24 protein-coding genes, 2 tRNA genes and 2 pseudogenes are annotated in these 24,275 nt (G+C 68.7%); 11 read left to right on the top strand and 17 right to left on the bottom strand.

Going from position 1 to position 24,275, the window contains the following annotated elements:
• Positions 1-120: 120 nt before the first annotated feature.
• Positions 121-1,253 (bottom strand): annotated as a pseudogene (locus DPM13_RS06825) (AMP-binding protein); the annotation flags it as partial.
• A 190-nt stretch (positions 1,254-1,443) separates the two neighbouring features.
• Here DPM13_RS06825 and DPM13_RS24935 point away from each other — a divergent pair.
• Together DPM13_RS24935 and DPM13_RS06830 are read left to right on the top strand one after the other, a co-directional pair.
• Entirely contained in the window at positions 1,444-1,902 is a 459-nt protein-coding gene (locus DPM13_RS24935; protein ID WP_262983268.1) for a condensation domain-containing protein, read from the top strand.
• The gene (locus DPM13_RS06830) at positions 1,872-2,864 is read left to right on the top strand and encodes a hypothetical protein (protein WP_262983326.1); all 993 of its coding nucleotides are present in this window, start codon (positions 1,872-1,874) and stop codon (positions 2,862-2,864) included. Before DPM13_RS24935 ends, DPM13_RS06830 begins: the two co-directional genes overlap by 31 nt.
• Here DPM13_RS06830 and DPM13_RS06835 read toward each other — a convergent pair.
• Positions 2,806-3,225, bottom strand: a complete 420-nt coding sequence (locus tag DPM13_RS06835) for a hypothetical protein (protein WP_112887688.1) — start codon at positions 3,223-3,225, stop codon at positions 2,806-2,808. The genes DPM13_RS06830 and DPM13_RS06835 overlap by 59 nt on opposite strands.
• Before the next feature lie 7 nt (positions 3,226-3,232).
• Positions 3,233-3,847 (bottom strand): DUF5671 domain-containing protein, encoded by a 615-nt coding sequence (locus tag DPM13_RS06840; protein ID WP_112887689.1) that lies wholly within the window; start codon positions 3,845-3,847, stop codon positions 3,233-3,235.
• A 185-nt stretch (positions 3,848-4,032) separates the two neighbouring features.
• Here DPM13_RS06840 and DPM13_RS06845 point away from each other — a divergent pair.
• Positions 4,033-4,107 (top strand) — tRNA-Gly (locus tag DPM13_RS06845).
• A gap of 81 nt (positions 4,108-4,188) precedes the next feature.
• Here DPM13_RS06845 and DPM13_RS06850 read toward each other — a convergent pair.
• Positions 4,189-4,812, bottom strand: coding sequence for a LysR substrate-binding domain-containing protein (locus DPM13_RS06850; protein WP_262983269.1), 624 nt, complete (start codon positions 4,810-4,812; stop codon positions 4,189-4,191).
• Between the two features lie 162 nt (positions 4,813-4,974).
• Positions 4,975-5,100: pseudogene (locus tag DPM13_RS24940) on the bottom strand (helix-turn-helix domain-containing protein); the annotation flags it as partial.
• A 163-nt stretch (positions 5,101-5,263) separates the two neighbouring features.
• Here DPM13_RS24940 and DPM13_RS06855 point away from each other — a divergent pair.
• Together DPM13_RS06855 and DPM13_RS06860 are read left to right on the top strand one after the other, a co-directional pair.
• Positions 5,264-6,037 carry an SDR family oxidoreductase gene (locus tag DPM13_RS06855; RefSeq protein ID WP_112887691.1) on the top strand — a complete coding sequence of 258 codons (774 nt, stop codon included), beginning with the start codon at positions 5,264-5,266 and terminating at the stop codon, positions 6,035-6,037.
• Positions 6,038-6,121: 84 nt separating this feature from the next.
• A complete protein-coding gene (locus tag DPM13_RS06860; RefSeq protein ID WP_028720048.1) occupies positions 6,122-6,886 on the top strand; it encodes an SDR family oxidoreductase in 765 nt (254 codons plus the stop codon).
• A gap of 202 nt (positions 6,887-7,088) precedes the next feature.
• Here the strand turns inward: DPM13_RS06860 and DPM13_RS06865 are convergent, their stop codons facing one another.
• From DPM13_RS06865 to DPM13_RS06890, 6 genes are all read right to left on the bottom strand, one after another.
• Positions 7,089-7,763, bottom strand: coding sequence for a Crp/Fnr family transcriptional regulator (locus tag DPM13_RS06865; RefSeq protein WP_112887692.1), 675 nt, complete (start codon positions 7,761-7,763; stop codon positions 7,089-7,091).
• Between the two features lie 641 nt (positions 7,764-8,404).
• Positions 8,405-8,857, bottom strand: coding sequence for a hypothetical protein (locus DPM13_RS06870; RefSeq protein WP_223252410.1), 453 nt, complete (start codon positions 8,855-8,857; stop codon positions 8,405-8,407).
• Between the two features lie 108 nt (positions 8,858-8,965).
• On the bottom strand, positions 8,966-9,112 hold the full coding sequence (locus DPM13_RS20535; RefSeq protein WP_189654861.1) for a hypothetical protein: 147 nt from the start codon (positions 9,110-9,112) through the stop codon (positions 8,966-8,968).
• A gap of 76 nt (positions 9,113-9,188) precedes the next feature.
• Positions 9,189-10,265, bottom strand: coding sequence for a TfuA-like protein (locus DPM13_RS06880; RefSeq protein WP_112887694.1), 1,077 nt, complete (start codon positions 10,263-10,265; stop codon positions 9,189-9,191).
• Positions 10,262-11,503, bottom strand: coding sequence for a YcaO-like family protein (locus DPM13_RS06885; RefSeq protein ID WP_223252411.1), 1,242 nt, complete (start codon positions 11,501-11,503; stop codon positions 10,262-10,264). Before DPM13_RS06885 ends, DPM13_RS06880 begins: the two co-directional genes overlap by 4 nt.
• A complete protein-coding gene (locus tag DPM13_RS06890; RefSeq protein ID WP_112887695.1) occupies positions 11,500-11,994 on the bottom strand; it encodes a GNAT family N-acetyltransferase in 495 nt (164 codons plus the stop codon). The genes DPM13_RS06885 and DPM13_RS06890 overlap by 4 nt, the downstream gene beginning before the upstream one ends.
• 164 nt (positions 11,995-12,158) lie before the next feature.
• On the opposite strand from DPM13_RS06890, the gene DPM13_RS22440 reads away from it, so the two are divergent.
• The 3 genes from DPM13_RS22440 to DPM13_RS06900 all read left to right on the top strand — a co-directional run bounded on the left by DPM13_RS22440 (position 12,159) and on the right by DPM13_RS06900 (position 15,716).
• Positions 12,159-13,070, top strand: coding sequence for an adenylate/guanylate cyclase domain-containing protein (locus tag DPM13_RS22440; protein ID WP_223252412.1), 912 nt, complete (start codon positions 12,159-12,161; stop codon positions 13,068-13,070).
• Positions 13,070-13,921, top strand: coding sequence for a tetratricopeptide repeat protein (locus DPM13_RS22445; protein ID WP_223252413.1), 852 nt, complete (start codon positions 13,070-13,072; stop codon positions 13,919-13,921). Before DPM13_RS22440 ends, DPM13_RS22445 begins: the two co-directional genes overlap by 1 nt.
• Positions 13,922-14,135: 214 nt before the next feature.
• A complete protein-coding gene (locus DPM13_RS06900) occupies positions 14,136-15,716 on the top strand; it encodes an amidohydrolase (protein WP_223252414.1) in 1,581 nt (526 codons plus the stop codon).
• A gap of 85 nt (positions 15,717-15,801) precedes the next feature.
• On the opposite strand, the gene DPM13_RS06905 is transcribed toward DPM13_RS06900, so the two are convergent.
• Positions 15,802-16,029 carry an aldehyde dehydrogenase family protein gene (locus tag DPM13_RS06905; protein WP_112887696.1) on the bottom strand — a complete coding sequence of 76 codons (228 nt, stop codon included), beginning with the start codon at positions 16,027-16,029 and terminating at the stop codon, positions 15,802-15,804.
• A gap of 88 nt (positions 16,030-16,117) precedes the next feature.
• On the opposite strand from DPM13_RS06905, the gene DPM13_RS06910 reads away from it, so the two are divergent.
• Entirely contained in the window at positions 16,118-16,354 is a 237-nt protein-coding gene (locus tag DPM13_RS06910; RefSeq protein WP_262983327.1) for a recombinase family protein, read from the top strand.
• Between the two features lie 93 nt (positions 16,355-16,447).
• Here DPM13_RS06910 and DPM13_RS19645 read toward each other — a convergent pair whose 3' ends face one another.
• The gene (locus DPM13_RS19645) at positions 16,448-16,651 is read right to left on the bottom strand and encodes a hypothetical protein (RefSeq protein ID WP_145963319.1); all 204 of its coding nucleotides are present in this window, start codon (positions 16,649-16,651) and stop codon (positions 16,448-16,450) included.
• Positions 16,652-16,722: 71 nt separating this feature from the next.
• On the opposite strand from DPM13_RS19645, the gene DPM13_RS06920 reads away from it, so the two are divergent.
• Positions 16,723-17,810, top strand: a protein-coding gene (locus DPM13_RS06920) for an IS3 family transposase (RefSeq protein WP_105291570.1) whose coding sequence is annotated in 2 segments (ribosomal slippage) — positions 16,723-16,972 and positions 16,972-17,810 — 1,089 coding nt in all. Because the reading frame shifts where the segments join, the coding sequence is not laid out codon by codon here.
• 234 nt (positions 17,811-18,044) lie between these two features.
• Complete coding sequence (locus DPM13_RS06925; protein WP_112887499.1) at positions 18,045-19,424, top strand: recombinase family protein; 1,380 nt, start codon at positions 18,045-18,047, stop codon at positions 19,422-19,424.
• Between the two features lie 140 nt (positions 19,425-19,564).
• Here the strand turns inward: DPM13_RS06925 and DPM13_RS06930 are convergent.
• From DPM13_RS06930 to gcvT, 4 genes are all read right to left on the bottom strand, one after another.
• Positions 19,565-19,640 (bottom strand) — tRNA-Ala (locus DPM13_RS06930).
• Positions 19,641-19,753: 113 nt separating this feature from the next.
• Positions 19,754-22,585 (bottom strand): aminomethyl-transferring glycine dehydrogenase, encoded by a 2,832-nt coding sequence (gcvP, locus tag DPM13_RS06935; RefSeq protein WP_112887698.1) that lies wholly within the window; start codon positions 22,583-22,585, stop codon positions 19,754-19,756.
• Between the two features lie 142 nt (positions 22,586-22,727).
• The gene (gcvH, locus tag DPM13_RS06940) at positions 22,728-23,084 is read right to left on the bottom strand and encodes a glycine cleavage system protein GcvH (RefSeq protein ID WP_036763534.1); all 357 of its coding nucleotides are present in this window, start codon (positions 23,082-23,084) and stop codon (positions 22,728-22,730) included.
• Between the two features lie 10 nt (positions 23,085-23,094).
• Entirely contained in the window at positions 23,095-24,207 is a 1,113-nt protein-coding gene (gene gcvT, locus DPM13_RS06945; RefSeq protein WP_112887699.1) for a glycine cleavage system aminomethyltransferase GcvT, read from the bottom strand.
• Positions 24,208-24,275: the final 68 nt, after the last annotated feature.

A 24,275-nucleotide genomic window follows, 5' to 3' on the forward strand; every position in this document is an offset into this window, starting at 1 on the left:
ATCGCCCGAATGATAGAAGCCGTCGGCGTCGAAGGCCTTCGCATTATGCTCGGGGCTGCGGTAATAGCCTTGAAATGTATAGGGTCCGCGGGTTGCGAGCGCGCCCGGCACGCCGTCGGGGACGGGCTCGCCGGTGTCCTCGTCCAGAACCCGGATCTCGTCGTCGGGGCTGATCGGGCGGCCTTGCGTCGCGAACACGATCTCGGGCGGATCGTCGAGGCGGGTGTAGTTCACCAGCCCCTCGGCCATGCCGAAGACCTGCATCAGCCCGCAGCCCAGCACCTCGGGGACGCGCCGGGCCGTCGCCTCGGCAAAGCTTGCGCCGCCGACCAGCATCAGTTCGACCGTGTCCAGAAGGGCGCGGCGGGCGGGGTCTTCCTCGACCGCGCGCAGCCACAGGGCGACGGCGGGCGGCACCAGCGGCACCATGGTCACGCCTTCGCGGGCGATGATCTGGAAGCAGGTCAAGGGCTCGGGGCTGGGGCCAGGACGACGGTGCCGCCGGCGTGAAAGACGCCCAGCGCGCCCGGCGAGCTCATCGGATAGTTATGCGCGGCGGGGATCGCGCAGAGGAAGCGCGTGGCCTGGGAACAGCCGCAGATCTCGGCGCTGGCGCGGATGCTGTAGTCGTAATCGTTATGCGTGCGCGGGATCAGTTTCGGGGTTCCGGTCGAGCCGCCGGAGAGCTGGAAGAAGGCGACCTCGGACGCCGGCGTCGGGCCGGCGCCGGGCGGCAGGGGTTCGCCCGGGGTCAGCCAATGGGCGAGATCCCGGCCCGGATCGGGGTCGTCCAGAGCCAGCACAAGGCGTACACCGCCCGTACACAGGTCGTGCACAAAGGCGTCGTCCCGGAACAGCTCGTGCCCGCGCGCGGCGATGACCATGGCGGGGGCGATCTGGCGGGCGTATTCGGACAGTTCCAGCCGCCGATGGCTGTAAAGCGCGTTGACCGGCACCACGCCGATGCGCAGCAGCGCAAAGAAGGCGACGTAGAATTCGGCGACGTTCGGCAACTGCACCAGCGCGGTGTCGCCGTGGCCCAGGCCCCGGGCCGCCAGCCGCCCGGCCAGGTTGCGCGACTGCCGGTCAAGATCGGCATAGCTCAGCCGGCGGTCGCCGCAGACGATGGCCGTGGCCCCCGGGCGGGCGGCGACCGCCTCGTCCAGGATCCGGGTCAGCGGCCGGTCGATCCAGTAGCCGCGCGCGCGATAGCGCTGGGCCAGGTCATCGGGCCAGGGCGTGAACTCGATCATGGGGCCACCTTTTCATCCTTCGGACCGGCCGGGTTTCGCCCATGGGGCGAGCGGCGCTTGACGGGTTGCAATAGTTTAGTATTTTTATCCAGCTTTCTTTCCCGAGGCAAGCAGGGCGCCTCCGAACCCGCCCAGGCCAGCATTTCCCACAGACACCCCCTTTCACACGCCTCGCACCCGAGGACGGATCATGACCCATCATCACAGCCTGAATACCGCCCAACCGCTGACGCTGGCGCAGCTTGATTTCTGGGAGGAGTTTCGCCTGCACCCCGGCGAGGCCGTCTCGACCGTGGCCCATGCGCTGGAGCTTTGCGGCCCGGTCGATGGGGACGCGCTGGCCCGCGCCATAAGGACACTGCTGGCCGAGGCCGATGTCCTGTCGCTGCGCCTGTCGGTGGGGCCGGACGGCGCGCCGCGCCAGACCGTGGACCCGGCCCGTCGCCCGGTGCTGCGCCGGATCGACCTGGCGGACGAGCCCGACCCGATGGGCCGGGCCATGGCGATGATGCGGCAGGACCTGACGGCGCCGCTGGACCTGCTGGACCAGCCGATTTCGGCGCAAGGCTGCTGCGGCTGGGGGCGGATCGCTGGGTCTGGTACAGCCGGGGCCATCACATCGCGCTGGACGGCTATGCGATGGGGCTGATCGAGGCGCGGGCGGCCCGGCTGTACGCGGCCGCGCTGGGACTGGCGGACGCGGGCGCGCCGCTGGCGCCGCTGGCCGCCTATCTGCAGGAAGAGGCCGAGTATCGGGCCAGCCCGCGCCACCAGGCGGACGGGCGCCATTGGCAGGGGATGCTGGCCGCCCTGCCCGCGCCCCGGGTCCTGGCCAAGGGCTCCGAGGATTACGCCGAGGCCCCGCTGGCGCAGGAGACCGACCTGTCGCCGTTGCGCGGCCCGCTGCTGGCCACGGCCGAGGCGGCCGGAATCGGCTGGCCCGACCTGCTGACCGTGCTGTGCGGCGCCTGGTGCGCCCTGGCGCTGGAGGACGGGTCAGCGGCGCGGCGGCGGGACGGGGCGGGCCGCGTCTCGGTCCCGGTCTGGCTGCCCTATCTGAGCCGGATGGGCAGCGTGGCGATCCGGGTGCCGGCGCTGGTGGTCAACATCCTGCCCTTCGACGTCACGCTGGCGCCGTCCGAGCCCGTGGGCCCGGTGCTGGTGCGGCTGGCGGGGCAGTTGCGGCGGCTGCGCCGGCACGGCCGCTACCGCATCGAGCAGATCGGCGCGGACCACGGGCTGGGGGCGCAGCAGCGCTTTTTCTTTTCGCCGCTGATCAATGTGCTGCCGTTCGAGCAGGCGCGGTTCGCGGGCTGCGACACGCGGCGGCACGTCCTGTCGAACGGTCCGGGCGACGGGTTCAACATCACCCTGCGCGCCGATCCCGAGGCGCGCGGCCTGCACCTGGACATCGAGGCCGACCCGGCCCTGACCCCCGCCGCGGCCTTTGCCCGCCATGCCCGGGGCCGCCGGCGTTTCTGGCCCGCGCGCTGGAGCCCGGCGCGGGCAGCCGGCCCATCGGCGCGCTGTGCGCCCTGGCGGCCGAGCCCGCCTAGCGCCGCCAGGGGATGGTGGCGTTGCGCGCCGGGGCGGGGTGGAAATCGCGGATGATGCAGCCCTGCGCGTCGCGCCCCCAGGGATCGTCCGGCCGGTCGGGCGGCAGTTCGAAGTCGGCGCACAGCCGATAGCGGCGCGGGTCCAGCACCTGATAGCGATAGGGGGTGCCGCTGTGCGGATCGCTGACGCGCAGCCGGCGGTCGCATTGCCGCGTCGGGTCCAGCGATGTCGGCAGGGCGTTGGCCTCGGTCGCCAGGCAATCGACGAAGGAGGCCAGCGCCATCAGGTCCTGTTCCCGGTCGCGGTCGCGGTTCTGCTTGCGCGCCGTGCCGGGCCCGCCGGTCAGCGCGAGGCCCGCCACGATGGCCAGGGCCGACAGGATCGCGATGGCCGCCGCCGCCCAGCCCTTGCGCATCGGCCCCCTAGGCATCGAGTTCGTCCCGGTAATAGGCAAAGACGAGCCCCGCCACCGCCGCGACCAGCGCGGCCTTGATCGCGAAGCGCAGCGTCAGGTCGCCGTTCAGCAGCGCATAGATCACATAGATCGCATCCGCCAGGAACACGAGCGAGGCGACCATCAGCGTCATCGAGGCGAACCACTTGCGCACCAGCGACCGCCTGCGCCCGCCGTCCCCCTGGCTGAGCCGCGCGACCCGGCGGTTCAGCACCCAGAAGAGCGGCGTGAAGGCGATGAGCGAGGCGATGGACCAGCGCTCGGCCCCGCCGGGGCGCTGGGTGCGGCCGGCGGCATCGGGGATCAGGTAGTCGACCAGTTCGATCCCCAGCTGGCACAGGTGCCAGGCGATCACCCCCAGCGACAGGAACAGCAGGCCGTACATCGCGCCTCTTGCGCCGGACATGGGGCGCGGGCGCGGCACCGGCGGCAGGCCGGGCGCCGCCTGCCAGCCCGACAGCGCCTCGGCGATCTCGGGGGCGGACCAGCCGGCGTCCTGCAGCGCGTCCCGGATCGCGTCGGGCGTGCCGCCCCGCGCCATGGCCGCGCGCACGAATTCGGCAAGCTGATCGGATGGTTTCACGCGCCTGTCCCCTGCTGCATCGGGGCAGGGTTTCGCGATCGGCGGGCCGGGTCAAGCCCGGCCGGGGGGTGGTGCGGGGCGGGTCCAAGATTTTTCGCCGGGGGTGCATTTTTCCTCTTGCACCCCCCCGCCCGGTCCCATAAATGACCCCTCACCGAAGGCCAAGGCGCCGACGGTTGCGGAGCGCGGGCGTAGCTCAGGGGTAGAGCATAACCTTGCCAAGGTTAGGGTCGTGAGTTCGAATCTCATCGCCCGCTCCAGATTTCCGAAGGGAAATCAGACGCTGAAAGAAGGCCGCCGCGAGGCGGCTTTTCTTTTTTGCGCCGCCTGGGCGGAAGGCGTCATGCGCCCGGCGTCCCGTGCAGCGCGTCCCGCAGCAGCGCCTCGAGCCATTCGGCAAAGACCTGGACCCGCCGCGACAGATGCTGGCGGTGCGGATAAAGCAGGGTCGCGGGCAGCGGCTCGGCCCGGTGATCGCGCAGGACCTCGACAAGCTCCCCCGCCTCAAGATGCGGGCGCACATCATAGGCCGGGATCTGGATGAGCCCGAGCCCCGCCAGGCAGCAGGCGATATAGGCTTCGGCGCTGTTGACCGTCACGCGGCCGCGCGTGGGGGTCGCGCGAAGCGCGCCCTGGTCGACCCACTCCCACGGCTCGACCCGGCCCGTCGAGGGCGAGGCGTAGTTCACCGCCCAGTGGCGACCAAGATCGGCCGGCGTTTCGGGGGATCCGTGCCGCGCCAGATAGTCCGGGCTCGCGACATTGATAAGCGGCAGGGTGCCGATGGCGCGGGCGATCAAGCCGGAATCGCCCAGGGGGCCGACGCGCAGGACGCAATCGACGCCTTCGCCGACCAGGTCGACGGCGCGGTCGGTCACGCCAAGCTCGATGTCGATCTCGGGGTAGGCCTCCAGGAACGAGGGCAGCGCGGGCGCCAGGATCAGCCGCCCGATCCGGCCCGGCACATCGACCCGGAGCCGGCCGGAGGGCTGGGCGGTCTGGCGGAACAGCCCCTCGGTTTCCTCGACATCGGCGATGACGCGAAGGCAGCGTTCGTAGAAGGCGGCCCCGTCCTGGGTGGGCGCGACCTTGCGCGTGGTGCGGTTCAGCAGCCGCGCGCCGACCCGGCCTTCAAGCTCGGCGACGGCCGCCGAGACCGAGGAGCGCGGCAGGCCGAGCGTATCGGCCGCGCGGGTGAAGCTCGCGGCGTCGACGACGCGGGTGAAGATGCGGAAAAGGTCGATCCGGTCCAGCGTCGATCCTGCCGATTGTTCGGCATTCCTGACATGTCATGTCAGAATGCCGGTCTTTATTGGAACAATCCAGACGATACCTTGCGCCTCGGGATGCCGCAAGCCGGCACGGCAGGGCCGATCAACCGCTGCCTTTCAATCCTTCATCGCACAGGAGAACGCCATGACCGACCACGGAATCAAGGGCAAGGCGGCGCTGATCGCCGGCGGCGCCAAGAACCTGGGCGGGCTGATCGCCCGCGACCTGGCCGCGCAGGGCGCGAAGGCCATCGCGATCCACTACAACAGCGAAGGCACCAGGGCCGATGCCGACGCGACCGTCGCGGCGCTGAAGGCCGCCGGGGCCGAGGCGGTCGCCTTTCAGGCCGACCTGACCACGGCCGCCGCGATGGAGAAGCTGTTCGCCGACACGGTCGCGGCGATCGGCCGGCCGGACATCGCCATCAACACCGTCGGCAAGGTGCTCAAGAAGCCGATGATCGAGACCTCCGAGGCCGAATACGACGAAATGGACGCGATCAACGCCAAGGCCGCCTTCTTCTTTCTCAAGGAGGCCGGGCTCAACGTCAACGACAACGGCAAGGTGCTGACCATCGTGACCTCGCTGCTGGGGGCCTATACGCCCTATTATGCCAGCTATGCCGGCATGAAGGCGCCGGTCGAGCATTTCACCCGCGCCGCCTCGAAGGAGTTCGGCACGCGCGGCATCTCGGTCAACGCCATCGGACCGGGGCCGATGGACACGCCCTTCTTCTATCCGGCCGAGGACGCGGACGCGGTCGCCTATCACAAGACCGCGGCGGCGCTGTCGAAGTTTTCCAGGGCCGGCCTGACCGATATCGAGGATATCGTGCCGTGGGTGCGCCTGCTGGTGTCGGACGGCTGGTGGATGACGGGCCAGACCATCCTGGTGAACGGCGGCTACACCACCAAGTGATCCCGGCGCGCCGGCCCTTGCAGGCGGCCGGCGCGCGGTTTCGAATGCTTTGGACCACCTATCCCTTTTGAAAGGCCGACCCCCATGAAACAATCAGGCAACACCATTCTTGTCACCGGCGGCGGCTCGGGCATCGGCGCGGCGCTGGCGCACCGCTTTCATGACCTTGGCAACACCGTCGTCATCGCCGGGCGCCGGCAGGAGGCGCTTGACCGCGCCTGCGCGGGACGGGCCGACATGCATGCGCTGACCCTGGACGTGGACAGCGCCGAGGGCGTCGCCGATTTCGCGCGCCGCCTGCTGGCCGCCCATCCGGCGCTGAACGTTCTTGTCAACAATGCGGGCATCATGCGGTTCGAAAGGCTCGACGGCGCCCGCGACCTGTCGGATGCCGAGGAAACCATCGCCACCAACCTGCTGGGGCCGATCCGGCTGACCAATGCGCTGATCGACCACCTTGTCGCCCAGCCCGATGCAGCCATCGTCAACGTGACCTCGGGGCTGGCCTTCGTGCCGCTGACCACGACGCCGACCTACAACGCCACCAAGGCGGCGATCCATTCCTATACCGTCGCCATGCGGGAGGCGTTGAAGGGAAAGGTCGAGGTCATCGAACTGGCCCCGCCGGCGGTCCAGACCGGCCTGACGCCGGGGCAGGAAAGCCGCCAGGGCTATCTGCCGCTGGAAACCTTCGCCGACGAGGTGATGGCGCTGTTCCGGCAGCAGCCGACGCCGAGCGAAATCCTGGTCGACCAGGTCCGGTTCCTGCGCTTTGCCGAAGCCGAGGGCCGTTTCGACGAGACCCTGGCCCAGCTCAACGCCTTCGTCGCGAAGGTGAGCGGCCCGTGACGGCGTGACCGGCGCAAGGCGCGTCCGCCCGGACCGGCGGAGCTGCTTTCCGGTCCAGCGTCCCGGCGGTCGGCGGCCTCTGGCGTGAACGGCGCGGCAGGCTGGCCCGGAAGCGGGTTTGGCCGCCGTGACGAACCGCCGATTGACGACATGGCCGGTGCTGCCGCCCCCGGCGTCGCAGCGCCCGGCGGCGCAGCGCCCGTCAGCCTTCGTCCAGCCGCATCAGCGCGTCGGGTTTCAGGATGCGCAGGAAGCGGCGGCCGGACTGGATGACGCCGCGCCGGTTCAGCGCGGCCAGGCTGCGGCTGATCGCCTCGCGGTTGGCACCGACGATATTGGCGATCACGGCATGGGTCGGCAGGTTGCCCAGCGTCAGCCCCGGCTTCAGTTCGCCCTGCTCCAGCGCCGTGCGCAGAAGATAGGCGCGGAGCCGATCCTCGACCCCCAGCACGGTCAGTTCCTGCACCCGCTCGGTCAGGTCGTAGACGCAGCGCACCAGGCCGCGCATGACCGCCTGGCGAACCTCGGGCCGGGTGTCGATCAGTTCCAGCAGCAACGGCCCCGGCATTTCCAGCACCGTGCAGTCGGTGCGGGCGTACAGCGACAGCGACCGGGGCGCGCCCGAGATCACCGACAGCTCGCCAAAGGGGGCGCCGGGGCCGATGTCCTTGTAGACGATTTCGCGCCCGCCCTCGGTCCATTGCACGGCAAGGACATGGCCGGACAGCACGAACAGGACCGTCTGGCCCGGATCGCCGCGTTCGATGATGCGCTGGCCCTGTTCGAAACTGCGGCTGAGGCAGGCCGCCTGGATGCGGTCAAGCTCGGGCGCGGGCAGGCCCTGGAACCAGTCCAGATCACAAAGCTGGATCAGCATGGCCGTCCCCCGGCCCGCAGGTGATATTTTTTTGCGAAGCGACCCCGGTTTGTGCGTTTGCGCACAGAATCGCCGGGGCAAAGCGCGTAGATGGAGGGCAGGATCTTACCAATCATGTCAGCGCGTCATTACAAGTAGCAGGTTTTCGGTTCACCATTTCCAGCGCGAACGATCTCTTTCTCGGGGATTGGGGATCCTGGCCAGGCAGGCACGACGGTGCCGCGCCTGCTGGTAAAGGGGCGGCGGCATGGCTGACATGCAGGGCCGCCCCTTGCCGAAACCGCCGGCGTCGTGTGGGCCAGTCCTGCGGCCCGGCCGCCGGGTTCAGGCATCTCTAAGGATGCGATCCTTTGTTGGCTTGATATGCTTTTTTGAGCGGCTTCCAAACGGCAGGTCCCAATGAAAGGGCGGTCCCGGCTCGGCGTCCGTAGACGATGCCGCATTCGGCCGGGGCCCGATTGCCGTCGAGCGGATCGTTTGCCGTAGAGCGGATCGATGCCTTTCGCCATGTAAAGCTTCTTGCCCTCAGGATTGGTGGCGTCGGCGATATGAAGGGGGCCGGCATCGTCGTCAGTCCTTGTCGCCACCGCGCAGGCTCATGCCGCGAAAGCTCATGCCCCGGACGCTCATGCCCTGCACGCTCATCCCGCGGGTCTGGGGGCCGTCGGGGCCGCCGCCCAGCAGGAGCTGTTCGACGAGCCGGTCTGGACATCCAGGCGGATGGTGTAATCGGCCTTGTCATAGGACCAGGCGACCAGATCCTCGGGCAGCAGGGCGCCGGCGGGAACCGGCGCGCGGTCCTTGTCCCCGGCCTCGGGCGGGGAGGAGGGGTTCAGCCCGGCCAGCAGCGTCGCGGCGGGCGCGCCCGGCCCGTGGACCAGGAACAGCGCAGGCGTGGGCAGCAGGTGATAGACCCCGGCCAGGCCGAAGCCATAGACCCGGGCCAGCCTTGGATCCTTGGCCGCAAGCTGCTGGGCCAGATGGCCCGGCGCGCCGCTGTGGGCCGGGTCCGAGGCATTGGGGTCGATCCGCAGGTCCTCGACCACGCGCCCGAACAGCAGGATGGCCGAGGTGTTCAGCAATGTTTCGGTCATGGGACAGCCTTCCCGCATGCGCCTGGGCCAAGATCGGGCCCTTGCGGCGCGTCCCGCCGCAGGCCCTGCCGCGCAGCATGGCGAGGTTTTCCAGTATTGACAAGGATGTCACGAGACCCGCGCCAGCAGGAAGGCGTATTCGGCGGCCAGGATGCGGTGAAAGCGGTCGGCATCGGGCAGGCCAAGCGCCGCCGCATGGTCGGGGATGCTGTCGGGCAGCGGCCGGTTCAGCCGCGTTTCGAAATACCAGGCCACCAGCAGCGGCAGCGGCAGCCCGGGCTCCGCAGCGGCCGCCTGCCGCTTGGTCCGGGCCCGGCGCGCATGTGCGGCGTTATCGCCTGCAGCCGCAGCCGGTCTCAGCCTCGCGGCGCCCAGCGCGGGATCGCGGCGCCGCCCCGCCGCCAGCAGCGCGGCCTGGCCCTGCATCAGGCGCCGGGCCGGCCGTGTCCAGGTCGTTTCGCGCCATCCAGGCCTGCAGATCGGCCTGCCGCAGCAAGCCTTGCGCCATGCGGAATTCGTGGACGACCTGGGCCAGGGCTTCGTCCTTGTCGCCCGGGTCCGCCCCAGGGTCGGTTCCGGGCGCGCCTTCGGCCAGGACCTGCAGCAGGGCCGCGTCGCGAACCCGGCCATAGGCGTCGGGGTCCAGCCGCAGCTCGTCCAGGATCGCCTCGGCCACCGGGTCGGGGTCGGCGTCGAGCCAGGGGGCGCTGGCCCAGGCCTCGGTCGGCTCGAAGAAGAAACCGGGCGCGGGGGCCGGGGCCGGGCCGTCCCGGTCCAGATGGTCCTGCACGGCGTCCAGCAGCGCCAGCGCATCCTGGCGCTTGCGGTTCACGCGGCCCTGCGCCAGCCAGGCGGCCAGGGCGCTGCGGGCCGCCGGGTCGGGCAGGGCCGGCAGCAGGTTTTCCCAGAGGCGGTCGGGATAGAAACGGCCCTTGGCCGCCGCCAGGATCGCCCCCGCCCCCGGCGCGTCCAGCATGCCTTCGGCCAGGGCGCGTTCGACGGTGGCGCGGATGTTCACCATCGGCTCGCTGAGGCCCAGATAGCCGGTTTCGGCCGGGCCGTGCAGCAGCGCGACCTCGTCATCGTCGCGCAGGGTGCCGTCGCGGAAGTCCCGAAAGATCCCGCCGACCCCGATCATGCCGAAGGGGGCAAGCTCGGCCGCGCGCAGCGCGCCCATGCTGGCCGCGCCAAAGACCGCGATGCCCTGCGATAGGGCCCACAGGATTTCCTTGTGCCAGACGGCGGGCTGGCCGTCGAAGAAGCCGTCGATCATGCCGATCGCCCGCGGCCCGCGCCGCGCGGCGGCGTAAAGCGCGCCCTGGGCTACGGGCGGCAGGAAGGTCAGGCCGGGAAACCGTGCCCGGTCCTCGGCCCGAAGCGAGGGGCCGGCGAAGATCACCGCGGTCATCGGGCGCGCTCCATGCGCCGCCGGGCCCTTGCGCCGGGACGATAGCGCGGGTGGTCGTCCGGCCCCTCAAGCCCCGGGATCACCACCCGCACGACATCGAGGCCCAGGTCGGGCTTGCTCAGGTCGACCGCGACGACCTCGGTCGCGCCGACGCCGGAGAGCCGGTCCAGCAGCCAGCCGAGATCCTGCCCGAAACGGTCCGAGACATGCTGCGCGATTCCGCCGAAATCGCGCGCCGGGCGGTGCTCGGCCCGCATCCGCGCGGCCCAGGCCGCCTTGCGCGCCCGCTCCGCCGCGCCGTAGTCGCGATGCGTCAGGTCGTCCCTCGCGCCCGAGATATAGGTGGTGCGGACCTGGATCGCCTCGGTCAGGGCGCGGGACAGGGCGATGGCGCGCGCGGGATGGGCGCCCGCGCCCAGGCCCATGTGCTGCATCGGGTCGCGCCGGTCGGTGATGAGGCAGGAAAAGGCGGGCACGCCGATGTCGCTGGCGATGTCCCAGACGGCCACGTCGAAATCGGCGCCCTCCAGCCGGGCCAGAAGGTCGCGGCAGGACGGGTCGTCCACGCCCGCCAGGTCCAGCCCCGTCGCGCCCCGCTCGCCCCCCGCGTTCCACAGCGCGATGGCGTCGCGCTCGATTACCTCGCAGATGGCGTGGCAGAGCGCCTCGGCCATGCTGTTGCCTGAGGCGAGGCCGTTGCTGCTGCAATCGAAACAGCCGCTGCCGGGCGGCGGCGGCAGGGTGAAGTTCGCGCGCACCGATTCGAAGGGCAGCCAGCGCGGCTCGCCCGAGACCAGGTCCCGCCCCTCGATCCACAGGGTAACGAGATGCGGGTGGAAGGCGTCCGAGATGAGCGGCAGCCGGGCGATGTCGGCAAAGGGCAGCGCGCCCGACAGTTCGGCCAGCGATCCCAGCCGCAACGGGCGGTCGATGTGTTCGGCGTGGTAGAGCTCGGCCGCCTCCATCAGGCCCGAGGCGGTGGCGGCGGCCAGGTCGCAGCCCTTGCCCTGCGACACCGCAAGCGACCGGGCGTTCGGCCGGCAGACCATCACCACCGGCACGCCGATGCGGTCGAGCCCGGTGACATCGGCGACCCGGGTGATGCCCATGCGCGCCATCAGCGGCGTGACGCGGGCGACCGTCTCGGCCGGGGACAGGATGCGGTGGGTGCCTAGCCGGTGGCGCTTGGCCCCGTCCGGCAGGTTCGGGCGCCCCGCCCCGCCCGGGCCGGGGGTCACGACGACCGGCGGGCGGGCGTCCAGACCATGTCGATGATCGGCGACGCGTCGGGGTCGATGATGCGGAATCCCAGCCTTTGATACAGCCCGATGGCGCGGTTGGTGCGGACCGCCGACAGCGACACGGTCCGCCCCTGCCGCGCCGCCTTGTCCAGCAGGTCGCGGATGATCCGCGTGCCGATGCCCAGGCCGCAGTATTCCTCGAGGATCTGGATCTGGGCCAGGTTGTAGTCGGCGTCCCGTTCGGTCACCTGCATCCAGCCGATGTCGCGCCCGCCAAGGGTGATGATGCAGGAATCGGCCGCCTTGAACGACCGCCGGATCGCGGCGCGGCGCAGCGGCTCGTCCCAGGCGTCCAGTTGTTCCATCAGGGGGCGCATCGCATTGATGTAAATCGCCTCGGCAAAGGCGAATTCATCGGGACGGGCAGAGCGCAGGCCGAATTCCAGACATTCCTTCATGGTCCGGACTATAGGGCGTGAATCGGGCATGTCACGGATCCTGATCGATCGTTCAGGCGATTTTCAGCCGGATTTCCTGTATCAGGAAGGCGTGCCGACCGGATGGACTTGACGCCGCAGCCGGGTGCGCCTTTGTTCCGCCCGATCCGGCGTCGGGCAACCGGCCCGGCCAGGAAAAGGAGACCAGGGCAGGCATGATCGCCCAGACCAGTTTGACCGGACCGCGGCTGATGACCGTGCTGTATGCCGACATCCACGGCTACACCGGCCTGATCGAGCGTGACGAGCAGGGCACGCTGGCGCGCCTGACGCGGTCGCTTGCGCTGATCCGCAGCCTGACGGGCGATTACGGCGGCTCGGTCGTCAACACGGCGGGCGACGGGCTGGTGGCGGTGTTTGAAAGCGTGCAGCAGGCGCTGCATTTCGCGCTGGAGATGCAGCGCGAACTGGCCCGCGAACAGGCCTGGACCGAGGACGGGCAGCCGATCCTGTACCGGGTCGGCATCTCGGTCGGGGACACCTTCGCGGGGCAGGACGGGGTCTATGGCCACAGCGTGAACCTGGCCGCGCGGATCCAGAGCTTTGCCGAGCCCGGCGGCATCTGCGTCACCGACGCCGTCTATCGGATGCTGCGCCCGAACGACGAGGTGCGGCTGCGCTCGATCGGGACGAAGCGGCTGAAGAACATCTCGACCCCGGTCGAGGTGTTTTCCGTCGAGATGCTGCCCACCGTCCCCGCCGCGGCGCAGGAGATCCTGCCCCTGCGCCCCGCGCCCCCGGCCGAGACCCTGCCCGATGCCTCGGTCGCGATCCTGCCGATGGAGAACATCTCGGCCGATCCGGGCGACCTATACCTGTGCCAGGGCATCGCCGCCGACCTGATCACCAGCCTCAGCCGGTTCCGCAACCTGATGGTGATCGCCCGCCATTCGGCGATTCTGGCCGCCGCCAACTCGGGCTCGCTGCGCGAGATCGGGCAGCGGCTGGGGGTGCGCTATCTGCTGTCGGGCAGCCTGCGGCGGTCGGGCAACCGCATCCGCGTCACTGCCGACCTGATCGAGGCGCGGCCGAGAACATCATCTGGTCGGAACGCTACGACGGGGTGATGAACGAGATCTTCGACTTTCAGGACGATGTCGCCGCGATGACCGCCGCCCGCGTCGCCATCCAGATCGACGCCGCCGAGCGCCAGCGCCTGGCCGCCCAGCAGCACCCCGCGCTTTATGCCTATGGGCTGGTGCTGCGCGGCCAGGACATGGGGTTCCGCTTTCTGCGCGACGCCAACCTGCACGCCCGCCGCCTGTTCGAACAGGCCCGCCAGCTGGACCCCGCCTATGGCCGCAGCTATGCCGCCAAGCGGACCTTCAACGTCGAATGGCGCTACAACTGGACCAGCGACCCGGCCGGGGCGCTGAACCAGGCGCTGGTCCTGGCCAAGCGGGCGGTCGAGTGCGACAACCTGGATTCGCGCGGCTATTCCGAAATGGGGCTGGCGCATCTTTACCTCAAGCAGCACGACGAGGCGCTGGCCGCCTATGAACACGCCATCGGGCTGAACCCGAACGACGCCGACCTGCTGGCCTATATGGGCGACTGCCTGGCCTATGTCCGCCAGGGGCCGCGCGCCGTGCAGATGCTGGAACGGGCGATCCGGCTGAACCCCTATCATCCCGATTCCTACCTGTGGTTCCTGGGCGACGCCTATTTCCACAACGGCCAGTATCCCGAGACGATCCAGACCCTGAACCGGATGCGCGACCGGTCCGAGGCGCACCGGCTGCTGGCCGCGAGCCATGCCATGCTGGACCAGATGCCCGAGGCCCGCCACCACGCCGCCGAGGTCATGCGCGTCCATCCGAACTTCACCATCGAGCACTGGCGCAAGGTCCCCCCGCTGCGCCACCCCGAGGACCTGGAGCTTTACATCCACGGGCTGCGCAAGGCGGGGCTGAGCTGAGGCGAAAGGCCCCGTGCGGCGGCGCGGGGGCTGAGCTGAGGCGAAAGGCCCCGCGCGGCGGCGCGGGGGGCTGAGCTGAGGCGAAAGGCCCCGCGCAGAGGCGCGGGGCCGGGGCCGGCGCGGCGCGGCAGTTGCGCCAGGGCCGGGTTTCCTGTCTTCTGGTCCTGGCGACAACCATCCGGCACCGCTGCCGAAACCCTGGATGAGGTCCAAGATGCATGACGATCAGACCCTTGCCCCGCCTGTCGGGATGTCCCGCCGCGCACTGATGCTGAGTTCGCTGGCGACGGCGGCGCTGTGGCCCGTCGGCGCCGATCTGGCGCTGGCGCAGGACGCGCCGCCCGCCGGCCCCGCCCCCGAATCGGCCGCCGCCGCCCGCGACGCGGTCGAGGCGATCCGCGACCAGATCCTGCGCATCTCGCGCGAGGTCTGGGAAACCCCCGAACTGTCGCTGCACGAGGAGATCTCGCACCAGATCCATATCCGCGAGCTTGAAGCGGCGGGATTCACGATCACCAGCCGGGGCACGTCGAACATCCCGACCGCCTTCGTCGCGGAATGGTCGCAGGGCGAGGGCGGGGCCAAGGTCGGCTTCCTGCCCGAATATGACGCGCTGCCGGGCCTTGGCAACGCCGCCGAGCCGCGCCAGGCCCCCGGCCCGAAGGGAACCGAGGTCGGCCACGGCTGCGGCCACAACCAGCTGGGCGCGGGCTGCACGGGCGCCGCCATCGCGCTGAAGGCGATGATGACGGCCGACGGCACGCCCGGCCTGATCCGCGTCTATGGCTGCGCGGCCGAGGAAACCCAGGGCGCCAAGGTCTATATGGCGCGCGACGGTCTGTTCGACGACCTCGATGCGGCGCTGGCCTGGCATCCGGGGCCGATGAACGCGACCGGCATGCTGCGCACGGCGGCGGTCAACATGCTGCGCATCACCTTCACCGGCCGCACCGCCCATGCCGGCGTCGACCCCTGGGAGGGGCGCAGCGCGCTGAAGGGGGCAGAGCTGTTCGGCACCGGCATCCAGTTCATGCGCGAACACCTGCAGCCGACCACCCGGCTGCATTACGTCTACGAGGCGGCGGGCGAGACGCCCAACGTCGTCCCCGACCATGCCGCGGTGCTGATCATGATCCGCGACGAAAGCCGCGCCTCGGTCGAGGCGGTCACCGAATGGGTGCGCGACGTGGCCAAGGGCGCCGCCCTGACCACAAGGACCGAGGCCGAGGTGGACCTGTTCTTCGGCATGCACGACCTGCTGCCGAACGAGCCCCTGCTGCAGCGCGTCCACCAGCACATGGGCGCCGTCCCGATCGAGTGGAGCGCCGAGGAGCAGGATTTCGCCAAGACCTGCCAGCGCGAGATGGGCCTGCCCGAACAAGGGCTGATGCCGATCCTGATGCCGCTTCTGCCCGAGATCACCACCGGCGGCGGCACCGATGTCGGCGATGTCAGCTACATCACCCCGACGGCGCTGTTCGCCTGGGTGTCGATGCCCATCGGGGTCGGGCTGCACACCTGGCCGGTGACCGCCTGCGGCGGCATGAGCATCGGCGACAAAAGCGCCATCGCCTCGGCCACGATCATGGCGGGGGTGGGCCACGACCTGATGACCGACCCCGAACTGCGCGCGGCCGCGCGGGCGGATTTCGACCGGCGCAGGGGGGACCGCGCCTTCGTCTCGGCCCTGCCCAAGGACAAGGTCCGCCCCGAGGGCATCCCGCCGCATCTGCTGATCCGCGACGGCTCGGACGAGATCCCCGCCGGATACGACCCCGCGCACGAGGTGCATTGACCGGACGGGCGCGCGCGCCTTGCGGGGACGCGCGCCTTCCCGCGACGGTTCGCGGGTCACCCGGGCCCAAGGGCCCGGGTGGCCTTCAGCCGAAGACCACCTGCGCGGTGGTGTTCTCCTTCAGCCCCTCCAGCCCGAACTGCAGGCCGATGCCGGATTGCTTGACCCCGCCGAAGGGCGCGTTCGGCTGGACCGCCCCGTGCTTGTTGATCCAGACCGAACCGCTTTCCAGCCGCCGCGCCACCGCCCGCGCGGCATCAACGTCGCTGCCCCAGACCGAGGCGCCAAGACCGTTCGGGTTGTCGTTGGCCATCGCGTGGCCGGGCTGATGAAGACGGCGCGAACATTCGGACTGGCCCGCACAACGCGCTCGATCGCCGGGCGGCAAGCTGGTCTATCATCTGTTCTCAGCCTTCGCCGAGTTCCAGCGCGATATCATCGTGGAAAACACGATGGCGGGCCTCGATGCCGCCCGTAAGAACGGCGCGCGCCTTGGCCGTAAACCCGTTCTCGACATGGAAACGGTCATGGCGGCGCAGCGCGCCATCGCGCAGGACGGCTTGAGCGTGGCCGAGGCCGCGCGGCGCTTCGGGGCTGATCGCTCCACCCTGCGCCGCTCTCTGGAACGGGTGGGATAAACCGACATATGGGGAGTACTCGGTAAAATGGATATTGATGTTGTCCGCGCAGAAATTGGCGATGAGGAACTCGGAGTCCATATCCTGCTCGTCTCAGGCCGCGTAGATGAAGAAACCCTGCGCTCCGAATTCACCTTCACGCTTTACCGGCAGGATGATCCTGCCGGGGAGCATCGTCTGACCGTCATTTACGATTTTGCGCGGCGCGATTATGCCCTCAAGATGGCTGGCGTTACCGGGATTGACGATCTGATCCTGTGCGCCTTGCAGAAACTGGCACTCTACGGCGCGGTGCATGGGTAATCCTCCCCGTGGTTAATGGGATGCGAAGGTAGAGTTTTCTCGGCAAGATGGACGAGGAGATTCCGATGAAGAAGAGCCGTTTCACTGAAGCCCAGATCATGAGCGTGCTGCGCCAGGCGGAGGGCGGGCTGCCCGTTTCCGAGCTTTGCCGCGAGCATGGGATCAGCAGCGCGACGTTTTACAAATGGCGCGCGAAGTTTGGCGGCATGGATGCATCCATGATGAGCCAGATGAAGGCCCTCGAGGATGAGAACAGGCGACTGAAGCGCATGTTCGCCGATCTCAGCATGCAGGCCGATCTGCTTCGAGAGGCTCTGGGAAAAAAGTGACGCGTCCAGCTCAGCGCCGGGAGCTGGCCGAGAAGGCGGTGGCGACGAAGGGGGTTAGCATCGCGCTGGCCTGCCGGGCGTTCGGCGTCAGCGAGACCTGCTTTCGCTATAGTCCGAAGCGTGACGACGAGAACGAGATGATTGCCGATCTGCTGGTCGGGCTGACGAATGTCCACGAGACCTGGGGTTTCGGCCTGTGTTTCCTACACCTGCGGAACGTCAAAGGACATGTCTGGAACCACAAGCGGGTCCACCGGATCTACTGCGAGTTGGAGCTGAACCTGCGGATCAAGCTGCGGCGCAGGCTGAAGCGGGAGAAGCCCGATGAACTGGCAGTTCCAGAAGCCCCGAACCTGGTCTGGTCGATGGATTTCATGGCCGATCGGCTGGCCGACGGGCGGCAGTTCCGGCTGCTGAATGTGCTGGACGACTTCAACCGCGAGGGGCTGGGTATCGAGGTCGATTTTTCGCTGCCCGCCGAGCGGGTCGTCCGAGCCCTGAACCAGATCATTGAATGGCGCGGCAAACCGCTGGCGATCCGGGTCGATAACGGCCCGGAATACGTCAGTGCCACGCTGACAATCTGGGCCGAGAAGCAGGGCATCGCCCTGACCTACATCCAGCCCGGAAAGCCGCAGCAGAACGCCTATGTCGAGCGCTACAACCGGACGGTTCGGCACGAATGGCTCGACCTCTACATCTTTGAAACCATCGAGGAGGTGCAGCAGATCGCCACCGAATGGCTATGGACCTACAACAACGAACGCCCGAACATGGGCATCGGCGGCGTCACACCCGCCATGAAGCTGAAAATGGCCGCGTGAGTTCTACGGTCGCGCCCCGTTAAAACGGGGAGGATTACCATGGTGGCTTTTGTCGATCTAGGCTTTGGCGTCCATCCCGTCCAACAAGCCTGTGGACAAGTCGAAAAATCCCTTGATCCACGCGCACAGGCCGATTCCGATGGGCTAAACTCAAGCAAACCCAACATACGCGAACACTTCAATGATGCCCCGGACGGGGGCTGACCCCGCAGCGGCATCGGAAAGGCAGGATACATGAACACACACTCCACCCCTCCCTTAGAGCCGCTCACGGCACTCATCTATTGCCGCGTGTCTTCCACCAAGCAGAAGCTGGAAGGCAGCGGACTGGCCTCGCAGGAACATCGCTGCCGCCAATATGCGGATGGCAAGGGCTATGCGGTCGAGGCAGTCTTCCCCGACGACAGTTCCGGCGGCGGTGATTTCATGAAGCGCCCCGGCATGCGGGCGATGCTGGCCTATCTCGATGCACAGAAGGGAACGCCCTATGTCGTCATCTTCGATGACCTCAAGCGTTTCGCCCGCGATACGGAGTTCCACATCAAGCTGCGCCGCGAATTCGCGCAGCGCGGGGCACGGATCGAATGCCTGAACTTCAATCTGGAAGACACGCCCGAAGGCCGCTTCATCGAAACCATCATCGCCGCCCAAGGCCAGCTTGAGCGCGAGCAGAACCGCAGGCAGGTGGTGCAGAAGATGAAGGCGCGAGTCGAGAAGGGTTATTACGTCTTCCACCCGCCCGTGGGCTATCGCTACGCCCGCAACTGTGAGCATGGCAAGCTACTGGTGCCGGATGAGCCTGTGGCCTCCATCGTCCGCGAAGTCCTGCAAGGCTTCGCCAGCGGGCGGTTCACCTCGCAATCCGAAGTGATGCGTTTTCTCGAAGCCAAGCCGGAATTCCTGAAAAGCCGCCAGACAGGTGAAGTGCGCCTGACCACGGTGCGCGAGCTTCTGGCTCGTCCCACCTATGCGGGCTATGTCGAGGCCCCGAATTGGGGCATATCCCTGCGCAAGGGCTTCCATGAGCCGCTGATCGACCTCGCCACGCATGAGCGCATACAGGCGCGTCTGCGCGGCTCTGCGGTGGCTCCGGCCCGCAAGGACATCAACGAGGACTTCCCGTTACGCGGTTTCGTCCTCTGCGATGATTGCGACCAGCCCATGACTTCCTGCTGGTCAAAGGGCCGGAACAAGCATTACGCCTATTATCTGTGCGACACGCCCAATTGCGCTTCGCACAGGCGTTCCATCCCCCGCGCCGATATCGAAGACGGCGCGGAAGCCATCCTGCGCTGCATGCGTCCCGCACGGCAATTCTTCGCGCTGGCCCGCGCCATGTTCACCGACATCTGGAATGCGCGGCAGGCCGAGGCGCAGCGGGCGCGCGCCGCTCTGTCCGACCAGATCAGGGATATCGAAAAACAGATTGAGGGCCTGCTTGACCGGATCATGGAGGGAGCCAGCCCGACCGTCGCAGCCGCCTATGAACAGCGGATCGAAAAGCTGGAACGCCGGAAGCTGGTGCTGGCCGATCAGGCGGTAAATGCCGCGCCGCCAGAGGATAGGTTAGAGGAGCTTATCGAACCGGCCCTGACCTTCCTGTCAAACCTTTGACAACTCTCGAAAAGTAATTACCCTTACAACCAGTAGCACAGGAGTGGTCAGAATGGCTGGTCAGAATGAAGCAGGCGATCCTGCCACTATTTGCGTTAACTTCTGGATTTAAATCGTAAAAAACTAGAAGCAGGAAAAACTGGTGGAGCCGAGGGGAATCGAACCCCTGGCCTCATCATTGCGAACGATGCGCTCTACCAACTGAGCTACGGCCCCACACTGGCGGGGTATCTGGACCGCGCCGAAAGGAAAGTCAAGAGGGGTCGCCGCGCCTTTCCGTGAGACGGGCGGGCGGGGGCGGGATCGGTTCCGTCGCGCCCCCGTGCCGGTCATTCGGCCGCCTGGGCGTAGTCCTCGACCGGCGGGCAGGTGCAGACCAGATTGCGGTCGCCATAGGCGTTGTCCACCCGCCCCACCGGAGGCCAGTACTTGTCCACCCGGAAGGCGCCGGGCGGAAAGCAGCCCTGCTCGCGCGAATAGGCCCTGTCCCAGTCGGCGACCAGGTCCTCGACCGTATGGGGGGCGTGGCGCAAGGGGCTGGCCTCGGGGGCGATGCGGCCCTCGGCGACCTCGGTGATCTCGTCGCGGATCGCCAGGAAGGCGGCGATCAGGCGGTCGATCTCGGCCTTGGTCTCGGACTCGGTGGGCTCGACCATCAGCGTTCCGGCGACCGGCCAGCTCATGGTGGGCGCGTGGAAGCCGTTGTCGATCAGGCGCTTGGCGATGTCGTCCACGGTCACGCCATGGGCGGCAAAGGGCCGCATGTCCAGGATGCACTCATGCGCGACCCGGCCGCGATTGCCCATGAACAGGACCGGATAGGCCGCGGCGAGCCGGCTGGCGATATAGTTGGCGTTCAGGATCGCCACCCGCGTCGCCTGGGTCAGACCCGCGCCCCCCATCATCAGGATATAGGCCCAGGAGATCAACAGGATCGAGGCCGAGCCCCAGGGCGCCGCCGACACCGCGCCCTCCTCGCCGGTGCGCGGATCGGCCGGCAGGAAGGGCGCCAGATGCGCCTTGACGCCGATCGGCCCCATGCCGGGGCCGCCGCCGCCATGCGGAATGGCGAAGGTCTTGTGCAGGTTCAGGTGGCTGACATCGCCACCGATCTCTCCGGGCTTCACCAGGCCGACCAGCGCGTTCATGTTCGCCCCGTCGATATAGACTTGCCCGCCGTGGCGATGGGCGATGTCGCAGACCTCGCGGACGGTATCCTCGAAGACGCCATGCGTGCTGGGATAGGTGATCATCACCGCCGCCAGCCTGTCGCCGGCCTTCGCGGCCTTCTCGGCGAAATCCTCCAGGTCGATATCGCCGTTCGGGGCAGACTTGACCACCACCACCCTCATGCCGCACATCTGCGCGCTGGCCGGGTTGGTGCCATGCGCCGAAACCGGGATCAGGCAGATGTCGCGGGCCTCGCCCCGCGCACGGTGATAGGCGGCGATGGTCAGCAGCCCCGCATATTCCCCTTGCGCGCCGCTGTTCGGCTGCAGCGAGAACGCGTCATAGCCGGTGATCCGGCACAGCTTTTCGGTCAGGTCGGCAAAGACCTCGTGATAACCCGCCGCCTGGTCCTCGGGCGCAAAGGGATGGATGGCGGCGAACTCGGGCCAGGTGATCGGCATCATCTCGGCCGCCGCGTTCAGCTTCATCGTGCAGCTGCCCAGCGGAATCATCGCCCGGTCCAGCGCCAGGTCGCGGTCCGACAGGCGGCGCATATAGCGCATCATCTCGGACTCGGCGCGGTTCATGTGGAACACGGGATGGGTCAGGTAGTCGCTGTCGCGCAGCAACGCCTGCGGTATCGCCGGCGCCCTCGCGGGAACCGCCGCATCCGAAATCCCGAACGCATCGAGCACCCGCGCGATCACCTCGGCATCCGTGGTCTCGTCGACCGAGATCCCGACCCGGCCGCGCCCGACCTTGCGCAGGTTGATGCCGCGGTGCCGGGCGGCGGCCAGGATGCCCGCCTGCCCCACCCCCACCCGCACGGTCACGGTGTCGAAGAACGCCTCCGGCTCGACCTGGGCCCCGGCCGCGCGCAGCGCATCGGCCAGCGTCACCGCGTTCAGATGCACCCGCTGCGCGATGGCGCGCAAGCCTTCGGGCCCGTGGAAGACGGCATAGAACGACGCCATCACCGCCAGCAGCGCCTGGGCGGTGCAGACGTTGCTGGTCGCCTTCTCGCGGCGGATATGCTGCTCGCGCGTCTGCAGGGACAGGCGATAGGCGCGGTTGCCCTTGGCGTCGATCGACACGCCGACGATGCGGCCCGGCATCGCGCGCTTCATCTCGTCCCGGCACGCCATGAAGCCGGCATGCGGGCCACCATAGCCCATGGGGACGCCGAACCGCTGGGCGCTGCCCACGGCGATGTCGGCACCCATCGCGCCCGGCTCCTTCAGCACGCAAAGCGCCAGCAGGTCTGTCGCGACGATGGCGACCGCGCCCGCCGCGTGCAGGGCGGCGCAATCCGCCGACAGGTCGCGGACATGGCCATAGGTGCCGGGATATTGATAAATTGCCCCGAACACCTGCGACGGGTCGCAGTCCCCGCCGCGAACGATCTCGATCCCCAGAGGCGCGGCGCGGGTTTCGATCACGGCGATGGTCTGCGGGTGCAGGTCCTCGCTGACGAAGAACCCGCGCGCTTTCGACTTCGCAAGCCGCTGCGCCATGGCCATGGCCTCGGCCGCGGCGGTGGCCTCGTCCAGCAGGCTGGCATTGGCGACCGGCAAGCCGGTCAGGTCGGCGACCATGGTCTGGAAGTTCAGCAGCGCCTCCAGCCGGCCCTGGGCGATCTCGGGCTGGTAGGGCGTATAGGCGGTGTACCAGGCCGGGTTCTCCAGGATGTTGCGCTGGATCGCCGGGGGTGTGACGGTGCCGTAATAGCCCTGCCCGATCAGGCTGGTCATCACCCTGTTGCGCCCCGCCACCGCACGCATCCGGGCCAGCAGCGCGGCCTCGGACAGCGCGGGCCAGTCCAAGGGCGCGGCCTGTCGGATGCCGGCGGGCACGGTCTGGTCGATCAGCGCCTCCAGGCTGTCCACGCCCACCGCCTTCAGCATCTCCGCCATCTCGGCCGGGGACGGGCCGATATGGCGCCGGTTCGCGAAATCGTCAGGGTTATAGTCGGTCGGCGTCCACGTGCCCATCGTCTGCCTCGATCAGGAAAATCCGCTGGCTGCAGGCCGCGACCATGCGTGCGCCCCGCCCTTCACGTTTTGCAAATGACCCTCGGCGGTCCGGGGGGCGAAGCGCCCCCGGCGCGCGCCGGGCCATCAGGCCCGGCACCGCTCAGCCGATCAGCGCCCGATAGCCTGCCTCGTCCATGAAGCCCGACAGGTCGACCGCAGCGGGCTTGATGCGAAAGAACCAGGCGCCCATCGGGTCCTCGTTCACCGCGCCGGGCGTGTCGGGCAGCGCCTCGTTCACCGCCGTGATCACGCCCGCGACCGGGGCCACGATGTCGGATGCGGCCTTGACCGATTCGATCACCACGATCTCCTCGCCCGCCTCGACTGTGCGGCCGACCTCGGGCAGTTCGATGAACACCACATCGCCCAGCTGCTCGCTGGCATGTGCGGTGATGCCGACGGTGATCTCGTCGCCCTCCTGTTTCAGCCATTCGTGGTCTTCTGTGTATTTCAGCATCTCTGGCCTCTCAGCGCTTGTAGCCGGGTTTGTGGAAAGGAAGCGGGGTCAGGGTGACGGGGATGCGCTTGCCGCGCAACTCGGCCCACAGGGTCGCGCCCTCGGGCAGGTCGGGGGGCAGCAGCGCCATCGCCACAGGCCCGCCGACCGAAGGGCCGAACCCGCCCGAACAGACCCGGCCCAGGGCCGCGCCGCCCTCGGGCGCGGCAAAGATCTCGACCCCTTCGCGGATCGGGGCGCGGCCCTCGGGGCGCAGGCCCCGGCGCAGGCGCGCGGGACCATCGTGCAGTTCGCGCAGGATGCCGCCATCGCCGGGAAAGCCGCCCGCACGGGCACCGCCCAAGCGGCGGACCTTGGGAATGGACCAGCCCAGGCCCGCCTCGGCGGGGCTGGTGTCGCGATCCATGTCATGGCCGTAAAGCGGCATCCCGGCCTCGAGCCGCAAGCTGTCGCGGGCCCCAAGGCCGATGGGGGCGACGCCGGGCTGGTCCAGCAAGGCGCGCGCCAGCGCCTCGGCCCGGTGGGCCGGGACGGAGATCTCGAACCCGTCCTCGCCGGTATAGCCCGAGCGGCTGACCCAGAGCCGCGCCCCCTGCCAGTCGAAATCGCCCACGTCCATGAAGCGCATCGCCGCCGCGCCCGGCACCAGCGCCGAAAGCGCCGCCTCGGCCCCCGGCCCCTGCAGGGCCAGCAACCCGCGATCCGTCACCGGCTCGACCGAGACGCCGGCCGCTTCCAGCTGGCGCAGGTGGGCGATGTCCTGTTCGGCGCAGGCGGCGTTCACCACCAGCAGCAGGTGATCGCCCTTGTTCGCGATCATCAGGTCGTCCAGGATGCCGCCCTCGGGCTCGGTGAACAGCCCGTAGCGCTGCCGCCCGGCGGCCAGACCGGCGATATCGGCCGGAACCAGCGTTTCCAGCGCCGCCGCCGCATCGGGCCCGCGCAGAATGACCTGCCCCATGTGGCTGACGTCGAACAGCCCGGCCTGGGCGCGGGTGTGCAGATGCTCGGCCAGGACGCCCATCGGATATTGGACCGGCATCTCCCAGCCGGCAAAGGGCACCATTCGGGCACCCAGAGACAAATGCAGGTCGTAAAGCGGCGTGCGCGCAAGCTCAGCCATGGGCATCCCCTGTTTCGCGGGCGGACCGATTCCGCCCGTTCCAGATGCCCCCTCTGTCCTTACCCCAT

Source organism: Paracoccus mutanolyticus (assembly GCF_003285265.1).
GTDB classification, from domain to species: Bacteria; Pseudomonadota; Alphaproteobacteria; order Rhodobacterales; family Rhodobacteraceae; genus Paracoccus; species Paracoccus yeei.